Genomic DNA, 18,188 nt, shown 5'->3' on the forward strand with positions numbered 1-18,188 from the left:
GAGACGTTGCAACCACGTTGCTGTGCGCCGTGGTCCGGCGGTCAGGAATGCGTTCCCTTGCGGCGATTCGTGACCGCGGACCGGTCGGCCGATGTCCCCAGCTCGGACTCCAGTGCGGTGAGCCGGGACCGGACCGTCGGCGTGGGCCGCACCGCCGCCAGAGCCCGCCACACCTCCAGGTCCTCCTCGCCCCAGGGCGCGTGCGCCCAGTCGGCGAGCAGATCCGGATCACGGCGGGCGATCAGCGCCGTGCGCAGACCGTCGGCGAGGCGGTGCCTGAGCCGCGCCACCGCCGGAGCCTGCGAACCGGGCAGCAGTGGCCCGGTGTACGCCCGTGCGGCCGCGGTGACCGCTCCGGTCTCCAGGCGCCGCTCGACGGCGGCAACGTCGGACTCGACCGGCACACTGAGCCGGTACGGCCGCGACCCCAGCAGTTCGGGGCCCAGCACCCGGCGCAACCGGGCCAGTTCCGCGCGCAGGGTCACCGGAGTGACCGACTCGTCCTCGTACAGCGCGCACAGCAGTTCGTCGCCCGTCAGGCCCTCCGGATGCCGGGACAGCAGGACGAGGATCTCGCTGTGCCGCCGGCTGAGCCTGATCCGCCGGCCTTCGACGACGAGTTGGGCCTCGTCCCGGCCCAGCGCCGTCAGCTCCGGCGTGTCGGCGGCGGGGCGCTCGGGAACCAGCAGCGCCAGCTGGGACTCGGCCGCCCGCGCGACCGCCTGCACGAAGCCCAGGCTGTGCGGATGAGCCAGCCGGTCCCCGCCGGTGATGTCCACGGCGCCCAGCACCCGCCCGGTGCGCGGATCGTGCACCGGAGCCGCCGCGCACGTCCACGGCTGCACGCGACGGATGAAGTGCTCAGCCGCGAAGACCTGCACGGGCCGGTCGACGGCGACCGCCGTGCCCGGCGCGTTGGTGCCCATCGCGGACTCCGCCCACCGCGCCCCCGGCACGAAGTTCATCCGCCCCGCGCGCTGCCGGGTCGTCGGATCCCCCTCCACCCACAGCAGCCTCCCGTACGCGTCGCACACCGCGAGCAGATGTTCCCCGTCGGCGGCGAAGGTCCCCAGCAGCTCCCGGAACAGGGGCATCACCCGAGCCAGCGGATGCTCGGCCCGGTAGGCGCCGAGCTCCCCGTCCACCAGGTCCACGCTCGCCGTCCCGTCGACCCCGACACCGGCCCGCGCGGAACGCCGCCACGACTCGGCGACCACCGAACGCACGGGCCGCGTCACCGTCCCGGCCTCGGTGAACGTCTCGTGCGCGCGACGCAGCATCCGCGCGTGTTCGGCAGGGTCGGCCCCCGGTTCCAGGGCCACCCATGGATCGGTCAAGTCGGCCTCCCCGAGAGGTGATGCGGCTGGGGACATCGTCACTCCCCGTACGCGCTCGGACAACCTCCTTGACCGTGCTCACCCGAACGTTCGCCTGCCGTCCCGGTCAAGCGAAGTTGACCATTCTGATGTAGCGCGACCAGTCCCAGTGGGGTCCGGGGTCCGTGTGGTCCGTTCCCGGCACCTCGTAGTGCCCGATGATGTGCGCCCGGTCCTTCGGGATGCCGTACCGGTCGCAGACCGTCGCCGTGAGCCTCGCCGACTGCTCGTACAGGGCGTCCGTGAAGTAGACCGGTTGGTCCACCCACCCTTCGTGTTCGATGCCGATGCTGCGTGTGTTGTAGTCCCAGTTCCCCGCGTGCCAGGCGACGTCGGCCTCGCGCACGCACTGCGTCACGTGGCCGTCGGCCGAGCGCACCAGGTAGTGCGCGGACACCGCCTTCTGCGGGTTCTGGAAGATGCGGATCGTCTTGGTGTACGTCTCCTGGGTGACGTGGATGACCACGTAGTCCAGGGAATAGGCCGCAGGACGGTCGGACACCGTGTAGTTGGAGGTGCTCGCCTCCTGCCACTCGGCGGGCGGGTAGTCGGGGGACTGGACCTGCGCTCCGGCCTGGGGGTCGGGCAGCAGGGCGTACGGGACGGCGGCGAGGGCCGCGCCCTTCAGGAACAGTCGCCGGGTGGTGCTCGGTCTTTCTCGCTCCATGGAGCCGTGCCTTTCGAACGTGGGGGGCGGCGAGGAGGGCCGGCCGGCGAGAAGTCCCGGTGGTCAGCGCAGCAGCGTCGCCGCGGTCTCGCGCAGCCGGTCGTGTATCCCGCGGTGAGTCTCGCGCGCCGGCAGCCACTCCTTGCGGATCTTGGCCACGCAGGTGTAGTTGGTGTCGCACACGTTGGCCAACGGCGACTCCACCGCCTGGGTCGCGAACTGGTAGGCGTCCAGCTCGCTGAATCCGTAGTCGCGCACGAGCCACTGCACCAGGTCGAGCTGGGATATCCGGAACGCGTCCTCCAGCGGGCGTGCCGAACCCGTCGAGATGATGTGCGTGTCCGACTCGATACGGGGCCACGGTGTGGCGAGCCCCTTGAGCAGTTCGACGATCACCACCGTGTTCATGGCGCACTCGACGGCGACCCCGCAGGTCTCCCCCTCGCCCTGCCGCGCGTGTCCGTCGCCGAGGCTGAGCAGCGCGCCCTCGACGTTCACCCCGAAGTAGGCCGTCACACCGGCTCGCATCTCCGGCGTGTCCATGTTCCCGCCATGCGCGTCGGGTACCAGGGCCGAGCGGACCTCGAGGTTGGCGGGGGCCACTCCCACCGTGCCGTGCATCGGGTCGATGGGCAGTTCGGCCTCGATCTCGCTGTCGTGCGCCCGGAACAGCGCCGTGCGCCGGGTCCGGTCGAGCTGCCAGATCCAGACGGTCTCGGGCAAAGGCGGCTGCAGGGTGGCTGTGGTGTGCGTGGAGGTGAGGGCGCCGAACAGGGGGACCGTGGTCGAGGCGGCCCAGTCGCGGGCCGGTTCGATCGACACGAAGTGCACGGCGACCGTGTCGCCCGGCTCGGCGCCCTCCACGTGGAAGGGGCCGGTCTGCGGGTTGAGGAAGGGGAACTCGCACACCTCGGACACCAGGTCCTTCTCGGACCGCACCCGCCCGGCGAAGCAGTCCTCCGTGTACAGGTCAAGGACCGTGCCCGGTGCGATCCGTGCCACGGGCGGCGCGCCGCCGAACGTCCACGCGTATTCGTGCGGTTCGGGCCGGACGGTCAGGATCCGGGGGTCGTTCATCGCTGTGCTGCTCCGTTCTGCGCGGGGCTGGTGTGGCCGGGTGAGTCCAGATGTACCGTCGGCGGCGGAATCCCGCCCGTGTCCCGTATGGGCCCTACCGCTCTTTTCGCCGCCATGTGAATCCCCCTCAATTCACGCCAGTCCGTGAGGCGTCCGCCGGTCTGGACCGAGGTGGCCTCGTGTGGATCACGGTACGGGCCTTGCCGGTTGGGCAGAAGGGCGCCGAGTGCTTCGGTGGACGAAGGCGCGGATGTGGAAAACTTCGTCACTCGCACCAGTGATCGTCATCCCCCCGCAGGTCGAGGTCAGCGAGCCGCGCCCAGCTCATGGGGCTGTGACGCGCAGGCGCTCCGGCACCGCCCACCACTCGTCCGGGCGGTCCACCACCGCGGCGTCCGGACCGTGCTCCAGGTACCGGTCGAGGCGCAGAAGATAGGCGGCGATGCCCGCCGCGCCCTGCATCCACGCCGTGCCCGGCGGAAGCAGCGACGGGTCCTTGCGGTGTTCGAGGAAGCGCCAGCGGGCACCCGCCTCGTCCCTGATCGCCCGCTCCACCAACGCGTCACCCATCACCCGCGCCGCCCGCACCAGGTTTTCCGCCTCTGCCGTGCCGGCGAAGTCCTGCGCCGCGTCGAGCAGTACGTCCCCCACGCCCGCCGTTCCGCAGCAGCGGCCGTCGTTGTCCCAGAATCCGGGGCGGAGACGTTCCGGCAGGCCGGACGTGAGGATCGAGGTCAGGCACCGGTGCCGCAGCTCGTCCACGCTGAGCCCAGCCACCTCCGTCACCCCGGCGTGCACCAGCGCCGCGAACAGGTGCGAGGTGCCCGCCGGTCCGTGGCACCAGGTGTACGTCACCGGTTCCACCTCGCGTGTCGAGGGCGGGATCGTGTGCGGGACGACGAAGCCGCCGTCCTCCAACGAGCCCACCGACAGGACGTGCCGGGCCCCCTCCACCGCGGCGGCCACGAAGTCGTCACGGCCCAGGGCCCTGCCCGCCACCGCCAGCGCCGAGGCGACCCCGGCCGTGCCGTGCGAGTAGTTGGGTGCCCGCCACCGGGTATCCGGTGCGATCCCCCAGTCGAGACCGGCCTCCGTGCGGTCCGCCGCCCTCAGGAGGGCCTCTCCGCCCGTCGTCGCGATCGCCTCGGCGTACTCTCCGCCCGCCCAGACCGCCGTCATGATCACGCCGGCGGCGCCCATGATGATGTCGTTCAGGGGCGCGTCGGAGCCCGGTTCGAACTCGACCGTGGTCTTCCAGCCGTCGACGTCCGCCAGCTCGGCGAGTCGCCGCAGTGGGATCGACTCCGTGCCCGGGGACAGGAGCTTCAACGCCATGGCGTCGCCCGCCAGGCCGTCGTAGAGGGACGGTTCCGTACGCTCCTGGGCCTGCGCCGACAGCCTGTTCACGATCCCTGCCGCGAGGGTCCGCTCCCGTTCGTCGAGTTCCCGGTACCGCGTGATCTCCGCCAGCACCGGGGCCAGTCCGGCGATCCCCGCGTACAGCGTGTCGCGGTCCTTGTCGGGCGCCGGATCCGGCTCCTGCTCCGAGACCACCTCCGGCAGCCAGGGGCCGTCGTCCTCGCGCACCTGGTCCAGTACTCACGACCAGGCCGCCTCGCCCAGTTCCCGATATCCGCCGCTCGCCGTCACCCGGACACGCTACAACTGCCCGCCCACTACGGGCAGATGACTTTCGCGGCACCCCGATCAGGCGCGTTCGGCCACCGCGGCGGGGTCGTCGAGCACCGCCCGCACCACCGAGTGCGCAGCGCCCAGCAACGGACCCTCGGAACCCAGTCGCGACACCGACACCGGACAGGCAGGACCCGCCGTGCGCCGGTCCAACTCGGCCTCCAGCGAGGGCAGCAGCCAGGGCGCGAGCCCGGCCAGCGCGCCACCGAGCACCACGCTCTCGGGGTCGAGCAGATTGACCGCACCGGTCAGGGCGATGCCGAGCGCCCTGCCGGCATCGCGCAGCGCACGCCGTACGGCCTCGTCACCCTCGGCGGCCCGGCCCGCGAGCAGTCCGACACGGTCCTCGCCCGGCTCCAGGCCCGCCGCACGCAGCACCGCCTCCTCACCGGCGTACTGCTCCAGGCACCCCCGTCCGCCGCATGGGCACGCGGGTCCGTCCGGACGCACCGGCACATGTCCCAGTTCGCCCGCGAAACCCCGTGTCCCGCGCAGCAGTCCACCGGCCACGACGACCGCCGCGCCGATGCCGATCTCCGCCGACACGTGCAGGAAGTCGCGCGAAGTACCCCCGCCCAGCCAGAGTTCCGCGAGGGCGCCGAAGTTGGCCTCGTTGTCGACGGTCAGCGAGTGGTCCCGGGGGAGCAGGGCGCCGAGGTCGGTGTCGTGCCAGTCCAGGTTCGGTGCCCGGACGACGGTACGGGCGTCGCGGGCGATCAGACCGGGCACGGCCACCGCGAGCCCCGCGGACCACAGCCCCTGGTCCTCCGCCTCGGTGACGACCCGGCGCACCAGCTTCGTGAGCTCGTCGATCACCGGTCCGGGGGAGCGGCCGCGGTTCGTACCGTGCCGGACGGCACGCGCGCGTACCTCTCCGCGCAGGTCGACCGCGCAGACCGCGAGGTGGTCCACGCCGATCTCGGCGCCGATCCCGGCGGGACCGCGGCCGCTGACGGCGAGAGCCGAGCCGGGCCGTCCCACCCGGCCGGGCCGCTCGGGGCCCAGCTCCTCCAGCAGCCCCGAGCGTATGAGTTCGTCGACCAGCGTCGACACAGCGGCCCGGGTCAGCCCTATGCGCGAGGCGACGGCGGCACGGGAGAGGGGCCCCTCGGCGCTGACGGCGTGCATCACGCGCGCGAGGTTGCGCCGGCGCATGCCCTGCTGGGTGTCCGGCAACACCCGGCCCGGGCCGGCCGGGTGCGCCTCGTGCAGCGGTGCGCTCATGCCCCCGTCCTCAACGGCTGTCGGTGCTCCGCTCCAGCAGCGGGGCCGCGTCGGAGAGTACCCCGGCGATCCTGGCCAGCGTCTCCTCGTCCCGCTCCACCGCCTCCAGCACGGGACCCGCGGCGGTGTTCCAGCGCCGGGCGACCGAGCCCGGGTCCTCACCGGTCAGCAGGCCCGCCGCCTGCGCAGCGGCGCCGAGCGCGACCAGCTCCTTGGCCTCGGGCACCTGGACCGCGCGGCCCGACAGCCGCCGTACGGTCTGCTGCCAGGCAGTGCCGCGGGCGCCGCCGCCGATGAGCAGCAGCGGGACGGAGCGGTCCGCGTCCTCGTCCAGGACCAGGTCCAGCGCCCCGAGCAGCGAGTGCACGGCACCGTCGTAGGCGGCCTGCAGCAGCTGGCTGGCGGTCGTGTCGTGACGCAGGCCGTGCAGCAGGCCCGAGGCGCCCGGCAGGTTCGGGGTGCGCTCGCCGTCCAGGTAGGGCAGCAGGGTGACGCCCGTGGCGGGCTCCACGGCCTCGCGGTCCAGGCCGAGCAGGGTCGCGACACGGTCGACGGCGAGCGTGCAGTTCAGGGTGCAGGCCAGTGGCAGCCAGTCGCCGTGCGCGTCGGCGAAGCCCGCCACCGTGCCGGTCGGGTCCGCGGGCCGCCGCTTGGACACGGCATACACCGTGCCCGACGTGCCGAGGCTGAGCACCGGCGTCCCGGGCCGCAGCCCGAGGCCCAGGGCGGCGGCCGCGTTGTCGCCCGTGCCCGGAGCGACCAGGGTGCCCTTGGAGAACGGCAGGTCGTGGCCGTCACGCACGGTGCCCGCCACCTCGCCGGGGCGCACCACCCGCGGCAGCAGCGCCGGTTCGAGCCCCACGCGCGCGAGGGTCTCCTCGTCGTACGACTCCGTCGCGGCGGCCCACCAGCCGGTGCCGGAGGCGTCTCCGCGGTCGGTGGTGCCCTGCCCGGTCAGCCGCTCGGTGAGGTAGTCGTGAGGCAGGCGTACGGCCCTGGTCGCGCGGATCGCCTCCGGCTCGTTCTCCGCGAGCCAGGCCCACTTCGTGACGGTGAACGAGGGGCCGGGCACGCTTCCGGTGCGCTCCGCCCAGGCCTTCGGGCCGCCCAGCTCCTCGACCAGACGGCGGGCCTGCGGCGCCGAGCGGACGTCGTTCCACAGCAGCGCCGGACGGACCGGTTCGCCCCGCTCGTCCAGCGTGACCAGGCCGTGCTGCTGTCCGCCGATCGACACCGCGGCGGCCTCGCGGGCCGCGTCGCCGCACTGGCGCAGCGCCTCGCACAGGGCGTCCCACCACTGGCGCGGGTCACTCTCCCGGCCCGCCCCGGAGGAGACGGTGTGCGGCGCCTGGCCGCTCGCGACGACCTGCCCGGTGGCCGCGTCGACGACGAGCGCCTTGGTGGACTGGGTGGACGTGTCCACGCCGACGACGAGCGGACCCTCGGCTGCTGACATCGTGCTCTCCCTTTTGTGCGCGGCTCAGCTGGGATGTTCCGTCACAGGCACCCTGCACTCTTCCCAGGGCTGCGTCCGCATACTAGTTTGTAAACCGCCATGACAAAATAGTCGTGAGCAAGCGTCGCAATCAAGCAAGGAGCCGCGGCATGAGCTACCAGCCCACCCCCGATGACAGGTTCACCTTCGGCCTGTGGACCGTCGGCTGGCAGGGAAGGGACCCGTTCGGCGACGCCACGCGGCGTGCCCTCGACCCGGTCGAGACGGTGCAGCGCCTGGCCGAGCTCGGCGCCTACGGAGTCACCTTCCACGACGACGACCTGATCCCCTTCGGATCCTCGGACACCGAGCGCGAGTCCCACATCAAGCGCTTCCGCCAGGCCCTCGACACGACCGGTATGACCGTGCCGATGGCCACCACCAACCTCTTCACGCACCCCGTCTTCAAGGACGGCGCGTTCACCGCCAACGACCGTGACGTGCGCCGTTACGCCCTGCGCAAGACGATCCGCAACATCGACCTGGCGGTCGAACTCGGCGCGAAGATCTACGTCGCCTGGGGCGGCCGCGAGGGCGCCGAGTCCGGCGGAGCCAAGGACGTGCGCGCGGCGCTGGACCGCATGAAGGAGGCCTTCGACCTCCTCGGCGAGTACGTCACCTCCCAGGGCTACGACCTGAAGTTCGCCATCGAGCCCAAGCCGAACGAGCCGCGCGGCGACGTCCTGCTGCCCACCGTCGGTCACGCCCTGGCCTTCATCGAGCGCCTGGAGCGCCCGGAGCTGTACGGCGTCAACCCCGAGGTCGGTCACGAGCAGATGGCCGGGCTGAACTTCCCGCACGGCATCGCGCAGGCCCTGTGGGCGGGCAAGCTCTTCCACATCGACCTCAACGGCCAGTCCGGCATCAAGTACGACCAGGACCTGCGCTTCGGCGCCGGAGACCTGCGCGCCGCGTTCTGGCTGGTCGACCTGCTGGAGAGCGCCGGTTACGACGGCCCGCGCCACTTCGACTTCAAGCCCCCGCGGACCGAGGACCTCGACGGCGTGTGGGCGTCGGCCGCGGGCTGCATGCGCAACTACCTGATCCTCAAGGAGCGTGCGGCCGCATTCCGGGCCGACCCGGAGGTACAGGAGGCCCTGCGCGCCTCCCGCCTGGACCAGCTGGCCCAGCCGACCGCAGCGGACGGCCTGCAGGCCCTGCTGGCGGACACCGGCGCCTTCGAGGAGTTCGACGTCGAGGCGGCCGCCGCGCGCGGGATGGCCTTCGAGCGCCTCGACCAGCTGGCCATGGATCACCTGCTGGGGGCTCGCGGCTGAGCGCACGCGCGGGTGCCTCGCCAGCGATCTCCGTACGGAATGCTCCGGAATCGTGCGGTCCATGGCATGGATCCGTACCGAGCTCCGTACGGGGGTCGCCCCGCGCCCGGTTCACGGCGACCGTGGACGGTATGGCCATGCCGCCCCTACCGCCTCAGCCGCCCGGACCGCCGGATGGGACGCCGCCTCACGACGGCGGTTTCGGACCGCCCACCGTCAGCTTCGGGACGGCAGGGGACCGGCGGAACCCTCCGCCATCGAAGAGGCGGCTGAACCCGCTCGTCGTCCTTCTGTCCGCCATCGCGGCGGTGGCCGTTGTCGTAGTGATCGTGCTGATGGCTGCCGGTCGTCACGACTCGTCGGACAGGAAGTCACCGGCCGGCAGCAACACCTCCAGCCCCTCAGCCTCGCGGTCGCTCGGCATCCCGACCGAGCTGCCCAGCCGACTGCCCTCGAAGTTGCCCAGCGAACTGCCGAGCAGCGTCCCGAGCGACCTGGAGTCGCTGATCCCGTCGCTCGGCCTCAACCTGCCGTGAGGGCGATCGGCCGGCCGGCTTCGCAGTCAGGCGTCCTCGTCTCCGGAGAGCGGGTCCAGTGACGCCAGGGCCGTCGCCGGATCCTGACACGCTCCTCCCGCCGGCACCCAGTGACCACGCTCCTTCCGGTACGGCCACCAGCGCCCGTCCCGCCCCAGCCGCAGCTGCGCCGGTTCGCCCACCACCGTCCACCGGTTGCCCTGTGCCCGCAAGGAGGGCCGCTCGTCCTCGTCCCAGGCCGACTCGATCGTGGCATGCGCGCGTGCGAGCGTTTCACCGGGGACACCGCCCTCCTCCTCCAGCACGGACAGGGCGGCCGCCCCACCGAGGCCCCATGCGCGCGTGGCCCGCGCCATCCCCTCCTGATCGCGCCCCGAGCCGTGTGCCAGGCGCTCCGCCACTACGGTTCCGGGCATCCCGACGGCGAGGCGCACGGCATCCTGGGCCGCCGTCAACTCGGGCTCGCAGGGTCGCGATTCGATCCCCGGCCGGACTGCGGCGACCAGCAGCCGATGCGCCTCTGCGGCGGTGCAGGCGGCCAAGTACCGGACCGCGTTCGCATCCACCCGGGGGGCCGGCGGGGCCTCGGTGTCCAGAGCCGGAGGAGCGCCGGGTGCCCCGGGCGGCTCCGGCAGCGGGGGCAGCGGCGGCAGGAGGACGCCGTCCGCATAGGCCTCGGCTGCATCCACCCCCTCCGGCTCGGAGCTTCCCCTCGGCCTCGTTGTGACGCCGGCCTGGAGGCCGTCCATCAGGGCGCGCTCGCCCCGCCCCCGCATCAGCAGCAGGACGAAGGGGTCCTGGTCCAGCAGGCGGGCGAGCTGGTAGCAGAGGGCGGCCGTGTGCGCGCAGTGGTCCCAGGCGCCGCAGTCGCACTCCGGCTCCAAGTCGCCGAGGCCCGGCAGGAGTTCGGCGCCGGTCGTCGCCGCGTCCTCGACCAGGTGGGGCGGCATCTCCCGGTCCAGCAGCGCCGCGACATGACCGGCCCGCTCGGCCGCCATGTCCATGAAGCGGTCCCACTGCTCGCCGCTCAGCTCCTCCAGCAGCACGTCGGCCCGGTGCGGCGTACGGTCGCGGTCCTGGACCACGGCTGTGACGCGCCCGGGGCGTACGGAGACGGCGCCCACGGCTCCCGCGCGCGCCAGCCCGCGTCCCGCCTTCAGCTGCCGAGAGTCCAGCGCCGTGTCCTCCAGCGCTTTCAGCCATGCCTGGCCCCACCAGGTCTGCGCGAACCCTCGCCCGCGCGCGGGTGGCAAAGCGGCGAAGGTGCGCTCGGTGTCGTCGTGGTCCGTGGTCATCGCGCGCCCCCTCGCAGCCGCACCAGATCGGTCAGTTCGGCGTCCGTCAGCTCCGTGAGCGCCGCCTCGCCCGAGCCGAGGACCGCGTCGGCCAGTTCCCGCTTGCGGCCGAGCATGTCGGCGATGCGGTCCTCGACGGTCCCCTCGGCGATCAGCCGGTGCACCTGCACGGGCCGACTCTGGCCGATGCGGTACGCGCGGTCGGTGGCCTGAGCCTCCACGGCCGGGTTCCACCAGCGGTCGTAGTGCACCACGTGCTCGGCCCGGGTCAGGTTCAGCCCCGTTCCCGCCGCCTTCAACGACAGCAGGAACACCGGCACTCGGCCCTCCTGGAAACGCCCCACCATCGCCTCGCGTTCCGGGACCGGCGTTCCTCCGTGCAGGAACTGCGAGGTGATGCCACGGGCCGTCAGATGCCGCTCGAGGAGGCGTGCCATGCGCACGTACTGGGTGAAGACCAGAACAGCCGCCCCCTCGGAGAGGATCGTGTCGAGCAACTCGTCCAGCAGTTCGAGCTTTCCCGAGCGGCCGGCGATCCGCGGCCGTTCCTCCTTGAGGAACTGCGCAGGGTGGTTGCAGATCTGCTTCAGCCCGGTCAGCAGCTTCACGATCAGTCCGCGGCGCGCCATGGTGTCGGCGCCGGAGATCGCGGCGAGCGTCTCGCGGACCACGGCCTCGTACAGAGCGGCCTGTTCCGTGGTCAGGGACACAGCGTGGTCGGTCTCCGTCTTCGGCGGGAGTTCCGGCGCGATGCCGGGGTCCGACTTGCGGCGGCGCAGCAGGAACGGTCGGACCAGCCGAGCGAGCCGCTCCGCGGCGGCCGGATCCCCACCGCCCTCGACAGCCGACGCGTACTGGCTGCGGAAGGTGCCCAGTCGGCCCAGCAGCCCCGGGGTCGTCCAGTCGAGGATCGCCCACAGCTCCGACAGGTTGTTCTCCACCGGAGTGCCGGTGAGCGCCACGCGCGCGCGTGCGCCGATGGAACGCAGCGCCCGCGCGGCCGCCGAGTACGGGTTCTTCACGTGCTGTGCCTCGTCCGCCACGACCATGCCCCACGGCACTTCGGCGAGCCGGTCGGCGTCCCGGCGCATGGTGCCGTACGTGGTGAGCACGCACTCCCCCTCGGCGAGGCTGTCCAGGCCGCGCCGGGACCCGTGGAAGCGGCGCACGGGCGTGCCGGGCGCGAACCTCTCGATCTCGCGCTGCCAGTTGCCCAGCAGGGACGTCGGACACACCACCAGCGTCGGACCGGCCGTGGACGCGTCGGTCTGGCGGCGCAGATGCAGCGCGATGACCGTGATCGTCTTGCCGAGCCCCATGTCGTCGGCCAGACAGCACCCGAGGCCCAGCGAGGTCATCCGCGCCAGCCAGCTCAGGCCGCGACGCTGGTAGTCCCGCAGATCGGCAGCGAGCGCGGCGGGCTGTTCGACGGGTTCCTGGTCCTCCGGACGCGCCAGCCGCTCCCGAAGGGCTTCCAGCCATCCCGTGGGCCGTACGTCGACCCGGTGGCCGTCGACCCCCGTGGAGCCCGTCAGCGCGGCGCCCAGGGCCTCCATGGGGGTGATCTTCCGGTCCTCCCGGGATCGGGCCCGGTGCGCCTCCGGAGGGTCGACCAGAACCCAACGGTCGCGCAGCCGTACCACGGGCCGGTCGGCCTCGGCGAGCCGCTCCACTTCCTCCCGGGTGAGCCGCTCCTCGCCGAGCGAGAACCACCAGCCGATGGTGAGCAGCGCGTCCGCGGAAAGGAACGACGGTGCGTCCGAGCGGGCGCTTGGCCCCTGTTCCGGTGGGCCGATCACGGCACGGGCGGTCAGATCGCGGGTGAGTTCCCGCGGCCAGTGGACCTCCACACCGGCCTCGGCGAGGGCTCGGGCACCCTCGCCGAGCAGCTCCGTGGTCTCGTCGTCGGCGAGCTCGACCCGGTCAGGTACGCCCGCCGACAGCAGCGGCGTGAGCGGTGGCCAGGCCCGGGCCGCCCGGCGCAGCGCGAGCAGGACGTCCATCCGCGCGCGGGGGCCGAACGTCGTCGCCGCGTCGGGGGAGTCGCCCCAGATGCCGGCGGCGTCCGTCACGACGCCCGGCTCGCTCACGCTGTGCACCTGCGGCACGGCCCGGAAGGCGATCGCAGCGTCGGGGTCTGTCAGGTCGGCGAGTCCGGCTGCCTCGATGCGCAGGGACAGCCGTATGCCCGCGTCGTGGCCGGCGGCGACATCGGCCGCCCAGGGGCGCAGTTCGGGCATGCGCTGCGGTTCCTGTGCCGCGTAGGCCGGTCCACCGGTCACGAGTGGCGCCGCGGGGGAGCGGGGCAGGGCATCGGCCACCGCGTCCAGGAAGGCGCGCAGCAGCCGCTCCGGGACGGGCAGGCGTGGCGGTTCGCCGCCGCCCACCGGAACGGCATGGGCCTCCGGCGGCATCGCGGCGGCGAGTTCACGGACGTGGTCGAGGTCCACGCCGGACAGCGGACCGATGGGCCAGGCGTCGTGATCGCCGGACGACAGCCCCGGCAGCAGCAGTCCCCGGGCCAGGAACTGCAGGGCCAGGACGGTGGCCGCGCCCCAGAACACCGTGGACCGGTGCCCGTTCGCGTCGACACGCGCGCGTGTCAGGACGGGAAGGACCGAACGTACCGGCAGCAGGACGGCCGGCACGTCGGCAGCCTCGACACCGCCGTCGCCGGGCCGGACGACGCTCAGGTGGCCGACGGTCCCGGCGGCGACGACCGGAGGGACGCTGCCGTCGGGCCGCCAGAAGGCCACCAGGCCGGCGCGGGCGGGGTCGCCCGGCACGAACACGGCGCAACACCGGGCGAGTTCGGAGATCTCCGACGATGGTGCTGCGAGGTTCCTCTGCACAGCGAGACCGCACTCCTCAAATTTGACTACCGTGAGTCGGAGCCGCTGAGGGTACAGCATTCCGGCGGCCGTCGGCCCAGCCCGGCCAGACCGGGACCGGACGATCCCGGTCCGCGGTGTCGTCAGCCCCCCTGCGCACCACTGGCTGCCCCCCGCACCTGAACGGGGGGCCGCCTCATGGTCGCCGCAGGGCGTCGGTACGTACGTTTCCTCAGGTCAGCCCGTTGCCCACGAGAGCCGGAGACCGGACATGCCCGAGCCCATCACGGCCGTCGCCGAACCACGGCGGGAAGCGCGTGACGCGCCCGCTCCCGGGAGCGAGTTCGCTCCACTCCTGCGCACGGTCCGGGGCCGGGGACTCCTGGACCGGCGCCACGGCTGGTACGCACGGGCCATCACCACCAACGCGCTCGCACTGGCCGGCCTCGTCGCGGCAGTGGCCCTCGCGGGCGACACCTGGTGGTCGCTGCTGCTGGCTCCCGTGCTCGCTCTGTTCTGCGCCCGCACGGCGTTCATAGGCCACGACGCCGGTCACCTCCAGATCACCGGTGCCAGGAGGACGGCCCGCGTGATCGGCCTGGTCCACGGCAACCTGCTGCTGGGCATGAGCTACGCCTGGTGGAACGACAAGCACAACCGCCACCACGCCAACCCCAACCACATCGACAAGGACCCGGACGTGGTCGCCGACGTCCTGGTCTTCACCGGCGAACAGGCCGCGGAACGCTCCGGCTTCCGGCGGTGGCTGACCCGCAACCAGTCCTGGCTCTTCTTCCCGCTGACCCTCCTCGAAGGCGTCGCCCTCAAGGTCCACGGCTTCCGGTACCTGCGCCGGCAGCCCGCCAGGGAGCGTGCCGTGGAGGGCGTCCTTCTCGCGGTGCACGTCATCGCGTACTCCATCCTGCTCCTGACCGCACTGTCCCCGGGAAAGGCGCTGGCCTTCGCGGCCCTCCACCAGGCATTGTTCGGCCTGCACCTGGGGATGGCCTTCGCCCCCAACCACAAGGGGATGGAGATGCCCGACCCGAACGGGGAGCGCTGGGGGCATCTGCGCCGACAGGTGCTGACCTCCCGCAACGTCCGCGGCGGCGTCCTGATCGACTGGTTCCTCGGCGGCCTCAACTACCAGATCGAACATCACCTCTTCCCCAGCATGGCCCGTCCCCATCTGCGGCTCGCCCGGCCCCTGGTGCGGGCACGCTGCGCGGAGTTGGGTATCCCCTATGCGGAGACCGGGCTCGTCGACTCCTACCGACAGGCGCTGCGCCATCTGCACGAGGTCGGAGAGCCCCTCAGGACACGGTGACCAGGAGGGCTCTCGGGGACGACTCGGGGTCGTGACTCAGGGACGTCTCAGGGTCGCGATCCGGAACCGCGGGAAGCGCGGGCCCGTTTTCAGGACAGAGAGCGGCAGTGGCCGCGAAGGAGGCGACGCACATGTCGAAGAACGCCAAGATCGCCGTGGGGGGTGTGGCGGTCGGGATCGTCCTGCTGTTCTGGCTGCCCTGGTGGGTATCGCTCCTGATAGTCCTGGGAGTCCCGGCCGCCGCATACCTCACACTGGACCCCTCGCAGCGGCGCAGGCTGCGCCGCGTCACCCGCAAGGAGATCGGTCGCTGAGGACGCATGGTCTCCGGGCAAAAGGCGAGCCTGGGCGTCCCGACAGGGCGGGGCGCCCCGGGCGAACGGCAGGAGGACGCATCGAGGCGTGCGCTCAGCTGGGGCGTACGGCCATCTTGTCGAGCGCCTCGAGGAGTCCCGGCAGCTCCGGCCCCCGGCCGACCGGCAGCACCTCGCCGGGCTCCGCGTCCAGCAGGACGAACGCTATGTCGTCCGTCCTGGCCACGAGGGACCACCCTGGGCCGTCCGCACGCAGGGTCCGGGCTTCGCCCGACGCGAACGACGACCGTACGCGGCCCAGCGGTGGCGGCGACTCCACGTACGCGCGCGCCTCGGCGAGCACCCGCCGGATCCCGCGGTGGCCCTTGCCGTTCTCCTTGTCGTTCGCCTCCCGGTTAACCTGATCGTCTTTCCCGGCCTCGTCCGCTCCCTCGGAAGCGACGGCAGCCGCGTCCGGGCTGGAGAAGTGGGCGTCGTCGATCTGCTCCCGCCACAGCGCCCACTGCAGCGCGATCTCGTCCGCGCCCAGACGCCGCTGGGCCGGGCCCCACGTCGTCGTGTCCGGCGGTGACAGCGGAGCGCGGTCGGCGACCTCGGGGCCGGGATCGTGCGGAGCGGGCACGCCGGGAGCCGCGACGGCGACCGCCAGTGGCCAACCCGGCAGGGCGGCCACCACCGAGTGCTCGGCGGGTGAGAGGTCGTACTCCATGCCGCAGTCCCAGGACGCGATGGCGACGGCGACCAGGGAGACGTCGTCGACGACGACCGTCCACCGGGCGCCGTCCCCGTCCTGGCCGATGACCAGGCCGTATCCGTCGGCGAGCGGCGCGAGGCCGAGCGCCGCGCAGGCCTCCGGATAGTCGTCGCCCAGCACGCTCGGAAACTTCGCCGGCGTCAGCAGTACCGCCGTGAGCACATAGAGCGCCTCGTCCGCGGCGGCGACGGCGTCCTCGTCCGTCCCGGCCATCCCAGCCTCCCCATCGGTTCGTCCAACGGCGCGCACCCTAGTGCGCGCACAACCCCCTTGTCACGACACGCAAGCGCACCCGGAGCTGCTGTTTTCCGACTGGACGGGGCGAATCGACCACACCTCGCCCGGTGTGTCAGGCCGCCGGAAGCCCCAGCAGCGTACGCGCCACCACCCGCGGTGACTGGTCGCGCGCGCGCGCGCGCGCGATGACGGCCCTGCACGCCAGCTCGTTGACCCCGAAGGACAGGGCTTCCGGCGACACCCAGCCCGCCGCCTCTTCGATGCGGTCCTGGTCGTCCTCCGCGCAGGCCGAGACATAGGCGGCCGCGGCCTCGAAAAGATTGTGTGTACGTTTGCTCCGGCCGTCGTTCATCTCCGACCGCACCGCGGTGAGGAATCTGGCACAGGACTTGCGCACCCTGCCCAACATGCTGACCGCCTTCCCCCTGCGTGTAGCCCTGGCTGACCGTTCATCTCCTGCTTCTCAACGTAGAGTTGGAGCCGCCACGGCAGAAGGGGGACGGAGGGGCGGGCGCGCATCTCCCCGTCGTCGGTCGACATCAGGTCTCGCGCACGGCCAGGGCGAGGAAGCGGCTGTCCTCGTCGACGTACGCGGTCAGCCGCCAGCCCGAACCGGCCAGCAACGGACGGAGATTGGGCTGTGCGCGCAGGTCGTCCGGGGTGAGCCGGCGGCCCTGACGGGTGGCGAGCGCCTCCCGGCCGATGGGGTGGAACAGGGCGAGAGCGCCGCCGGGACGCACCACTCGGGCCAACTCCCGCAGATTCCCGGCGGGATCGGGCAGGTGCGCGATCAGCCCGGCGGCGAACACGGCGTCCAGCGACCGCGACCGCAGCGGCAGTGCGGCCACGTCGGCGAGCAGCAACCGCCCGTCACGGTCCCTGCCGGCCCGAACGGCGGCCTGCAGCATCTCCGGGGTCAGGTCGGCCCCGACGACCACTCCCGCGGCCCCCACGGCGGCACGCAGCGGCGGCAGGGCCCGTCCGGTGCCGCAGCCCGCGTCGAGCACGCGGTCGCCCTCGCGCAGGCCGAGTTCGGCGACCGCGGCCGCGTAGGCGGGAGCGTCGTCGGGAAACCGGCTGTCCCAGCCCGCGGCGCGCGGGCCGAAGAACTCCTGGACATGCGTGTGGTCGTCGCTCATGTTCCGCATGATCCCTCACCGACAAGGATGACGCCGCTGCGCACACGTTCGAGCGTGACCCGATCGTTCAGGTACCTCTGTGGGTCATATTCCAGCACCTTTCGAAATGCGCCCCCTTTGTGCGCACGTGCCCCGACTACCGTCCCGGGGCCATGGGACACCTGGACCACGCCACCTTCGGCTGGCTGACCCCCGTGCTGTCGTACGTGATGGCCTGCATCGGCGCGGCGCTCGGTCTGCGCTGCACCGTCCGCGCGCTCGGCGCCACCGGCCGCTCGCGCCGCAACTGGCTGATCACCGCGGCCTCCGCGATCGGCACCGGCATCTGGACCATGCACTTCGTGGCCATGCTCGGCTTCAGCGTGAGCGGCACCGACATCCGCTACGACGTGCCGCTCACCATCGCGAGCCTGCTCGTCGCCGTGCTCGTCGTCTGTGCCGGCGTCTTCGCCGTCGGCTACAGCAAGGACCGCAACCGGGCGCTGTTCCTCGGCGGACTGACCACCGGGATCGGCGTCGCGAGCATGCACTACCTGGGCATGATGGCGGTACGGCTGCACGGCCACGTCAGCTACGACCCGGCCCTCGTCGGACTCTCCGTACTGATCGCCGTCGTCGCGGCGACCGCCGCCCTGTGGGCCGGACTCAACATCAAGTCGCCCGTCGCCGTCACCGTCGCCTCCCTGATCATGGGTGCCGCCGTGAGCAGCATGCACTACACCGGGATGTTCGCGGTGAGCGTCCAGGTCACCCCGTCGGGCCGGCCACTGCCCGGGGCCACGGCGATGCAGTTCATCTTCCCCCTCGCCGTCGGCCTCGGGTCCTACCTGTTCCTGACCTCCGCGTTCGTCGCGCTGTCACCGACCACCGGGGAGCGCGAGGCGTCCGCCTCCGCCCAGCGGCCGGTCGAGAACGTCCCCGGCTGACGGCGGATCCGGCGCCGACGG

Annotated in this window: 16 protein-coding genes; 5 read left to right on the forward strand and 11 right to left on the reverse strand. The window is 72.5% G+C overall.

The window, feature by feature from the left end:
- Nucleotides 1–41: 41 nt before the first annotated feature.
- From ACIRVK_RS12365 to xylB, 6 genes are all read right to left on the reverse strand, one after another.
- Nucleotides 42–1,373, reverse strand: a complete 1,332-nt coding sequence (locus ACIRVK_RS12365; RefSeq protein WP_404245941.1) for a GAF domain-containing protein — start codon at nucleotides 1,371–1,373, stop codon at nucleotides 42–44.
- A 70-nt stretch (nucleotides 1,374–1,443) separates the two neighbouring features.
- Nucleotides 1,444–2,043, reverse strand: a complete 600-nt coding sequence (locus tag ACIRVK_RS12370; RefSeq protein WP_404245943.1) for an N-acetylmuramoyl-L-alanine amidase — start codon at nucleotides 2,041–2,043, stop codon at nucleotides 1,444–1,446.
- Nucleotides 2,044–2,106: 63 nt separating this feature from the next.
- Nucleotides 2,107–3,120, reverse strand: coding sequence for an acetamidase/formamidase family protein (locus tag ACIRVK_RS12375; RefSeq protein WP_404245945.1), 1,014 nt, complete (start codon nucleotides 3,118–3,120; stop codon nucleotides 2,107–2,109).
- A gap of 324 nt (nucleotides 3,121–3,444) precedes the next feature.
- A complete protein-coding gene (locus tag ACIRVK_RS12380) occupies nucleotides 3,445–4,707 on the reverse strand; it encodes a lanthionine synthetase LanC family protein (RefSeq protein ID WP_404245947.1) in 1,263 nt (420 codons plus the stop codon).
- 120 nt (nucleotides 4,708–4,827) lie between these two features.
- Complete coding sequence (locus ACIRVK_RS12385; RefSeq protein ID WP_404245949.1) at nucleotides 4,828–6,036, reverse strand: ROK family protein; 1,209 nt, start codon at nucleotides 6,034–6,036, stop codon at nucleotides 4,828–4,830.
- Nucleotides 6,037–6,046: 10 nt separating this feature from the next.
- Nucleotides 6,047–7,492, reverse strand: a complete 1,446-nt coding sequence (xylB, locus tag ACIRVK_RS12390) for a xylulokinase (protein WP_404245951.1) — start codon at nucleotides 7,490–7,492, stop codon at nucleotides 6,047–6,049.
- 149 nt (nucleotides 7,493–7,641) lie between these two features.
- Between xylB and xylA the strand changes: the two genes are divergently transcribed.
- A complete protein-coding gene (gene xylA, locus ACIRVK_RS12395) occupies nucleotides 7,642–8,808 on the forward strand; it encodes a xylose isomerase (RefSeq protein WP_404245953.1) in 1,167 nt (388 codons plus the stop codon).
- Between the two features lie 308 nt (nucleotides 8,809–9,116).
- On the forward strand, nucleotides 9,117–9,344 hold the full coding sequence (locus ACIRVK_RS12400; RefSeq protein ID WP_404245954.1) for a hypothetical protein: 228 nt from the start codon (nucleotides 9,117–9,119) through the stop codon (nucleotides 9,342–9,344).
- Between the two features lie 26 nt (nucleotides 9,345–9,370).
- Here the strand turns inward: ACIRVK_RS12400 and ACIRVK_RS12405 are convergent, their stop codons facing one another.
- Nucleotides 9,371–10,639 carry an SWF or SNF family helicase gene (locus ACIRVK_RS12405; protein ID WP_404245956.1) on the reverse strand — a complete coding sequence of 423 codons (1,269 nt, stop codon included), beginning with the start codon at nucleotides 10,637–10,639 and terminating at the stop codon, nucleotides 9,371–9,373.
- On the reverse strand, nucleotides 10,636–13,551 hold the full coding sequence (locus ACIRVK_RS12410) for an SNF2-related protein (RefSeq protein ID WP_404245958.1): 2,916 nt from the start codon (nucleotides 13,549–13,551) through the stop codon (nucleotides 10,636–10,638). Before ACIRVK_RS12410 ends, ACIRVK_RS12405 begins: the two co-directional genes overlap by 4 nt.
- A gap of 190 nt (nucleotides 13,552–13,741) precedes the next feature.
- On the opposite strand from ACIRVK_RS12410, the gene ACIRVK_RS12415 reads away from it, so the two are divergent.
- Both ACIRVK_RS12415 and ACIRVK_RS12420 read left to right on the forward strand, forming a co-directional pair.
- A complete protein-coding gene (locus ACIRVK_RS12415; RefSeq protein WP_404245960.1) occupies nucleotides 13,742–14,797 on the forward strand; it encodes an acyl-CoA desaturase in 1,056 nt (351 codons plus the stop codon).
- Nucleotides 14,798–14,928: 131 nt separating this feature from the next.
- Nucleotides 14,929–15,111: a hypothetical protein gene (locus tag ACIRVK_RS12420; protein ID WP_404245962.1), complete on the forward strand. Its 183-nt coding sequence runs from the start codon at nucleotides 14,929–14,931 to the stop codon at nucleotides 15,109–15,111.
- 94 nt (nucleotides 15,112–15,205) lie between these two features.
- On the opposite strand, the gene ACIRVK_RS12425 is transcribed toward ACIRVK_RS12420, so the two are convergent.
- The 3 genes from ACIRVK_RS12425 to ACIRVK_RS12435 all read right to left on the reverse strand — a co-directional run bounded on the left by ACIRVK_RS12425 (nucleotide 15,206) and on the right by ACIRVK_RS12435 (nucleotide 17,241).
- Complete coding sequence (locus tag ACIRVK_RS12425; RefSeq protein WP_404245964.1) at nucleotides 15,206–16,078, reverse strand: hypothetical protein; 873 nt, start codon at nucleotides 16,076–16,078, stop codon at nucleotides 15,206–15,208.
- A gap of 136 nt (nucleotides 16,079–16,214) precedes the next feature.
- Entirely contained in the window at nucleotides 16,215–16,511 is a 297-nt protein-coding gene (locus ACIRVK_RS12430) for a hypothetical protein (RefSeq protein WP_404245966.1), read from the reverse strand.
- Nucleotides 16,512–16,641: 130 nt separating this feature from the next.
- On the reverse strand, nucleotides 16,642–17,241 hold the full coding sequence (locus ACIRVK_RS12435; protein ID WP_404245968.1) for a class I SAM-dependent methyltransferase: 600 nt from the start codon (nucleotides 17,239–17,241) through the stop codon (nucleotides 16,642–16,644).
- 152 nt (nucleotides 17,242–17,393) lie between these two features.
- Here ACIRVK_RS12435 and ACIRVK_RS12440 point away from each other — a divergent pair, with 152 nt between their 5' ends.
- The gene (locus ACIRVK_RS12440) at nucleotides 17,394–18,167 is read left to right on the forward strand and encodes an MHYT domain-containing protein (protein ID WP_404245970.1); all 774 of its coding nucleotides are present in this window, start codon (nucleotides 17,394–17,396) and stop codon (nucleotides 18,165–18,167) included.
- Nucleotides 18,168–18,188 lie beyond the last annotated feature (21 nt).

The sequence above is a fragment of the Streptomyces sp. NPDC101152 genome (assembly GCF_044768275.1).
Lineage (GTDB): Bacteria > Actinomycetota > Actinomycetes > Streptomycetales > Streptomycetaceae > Streptomyces.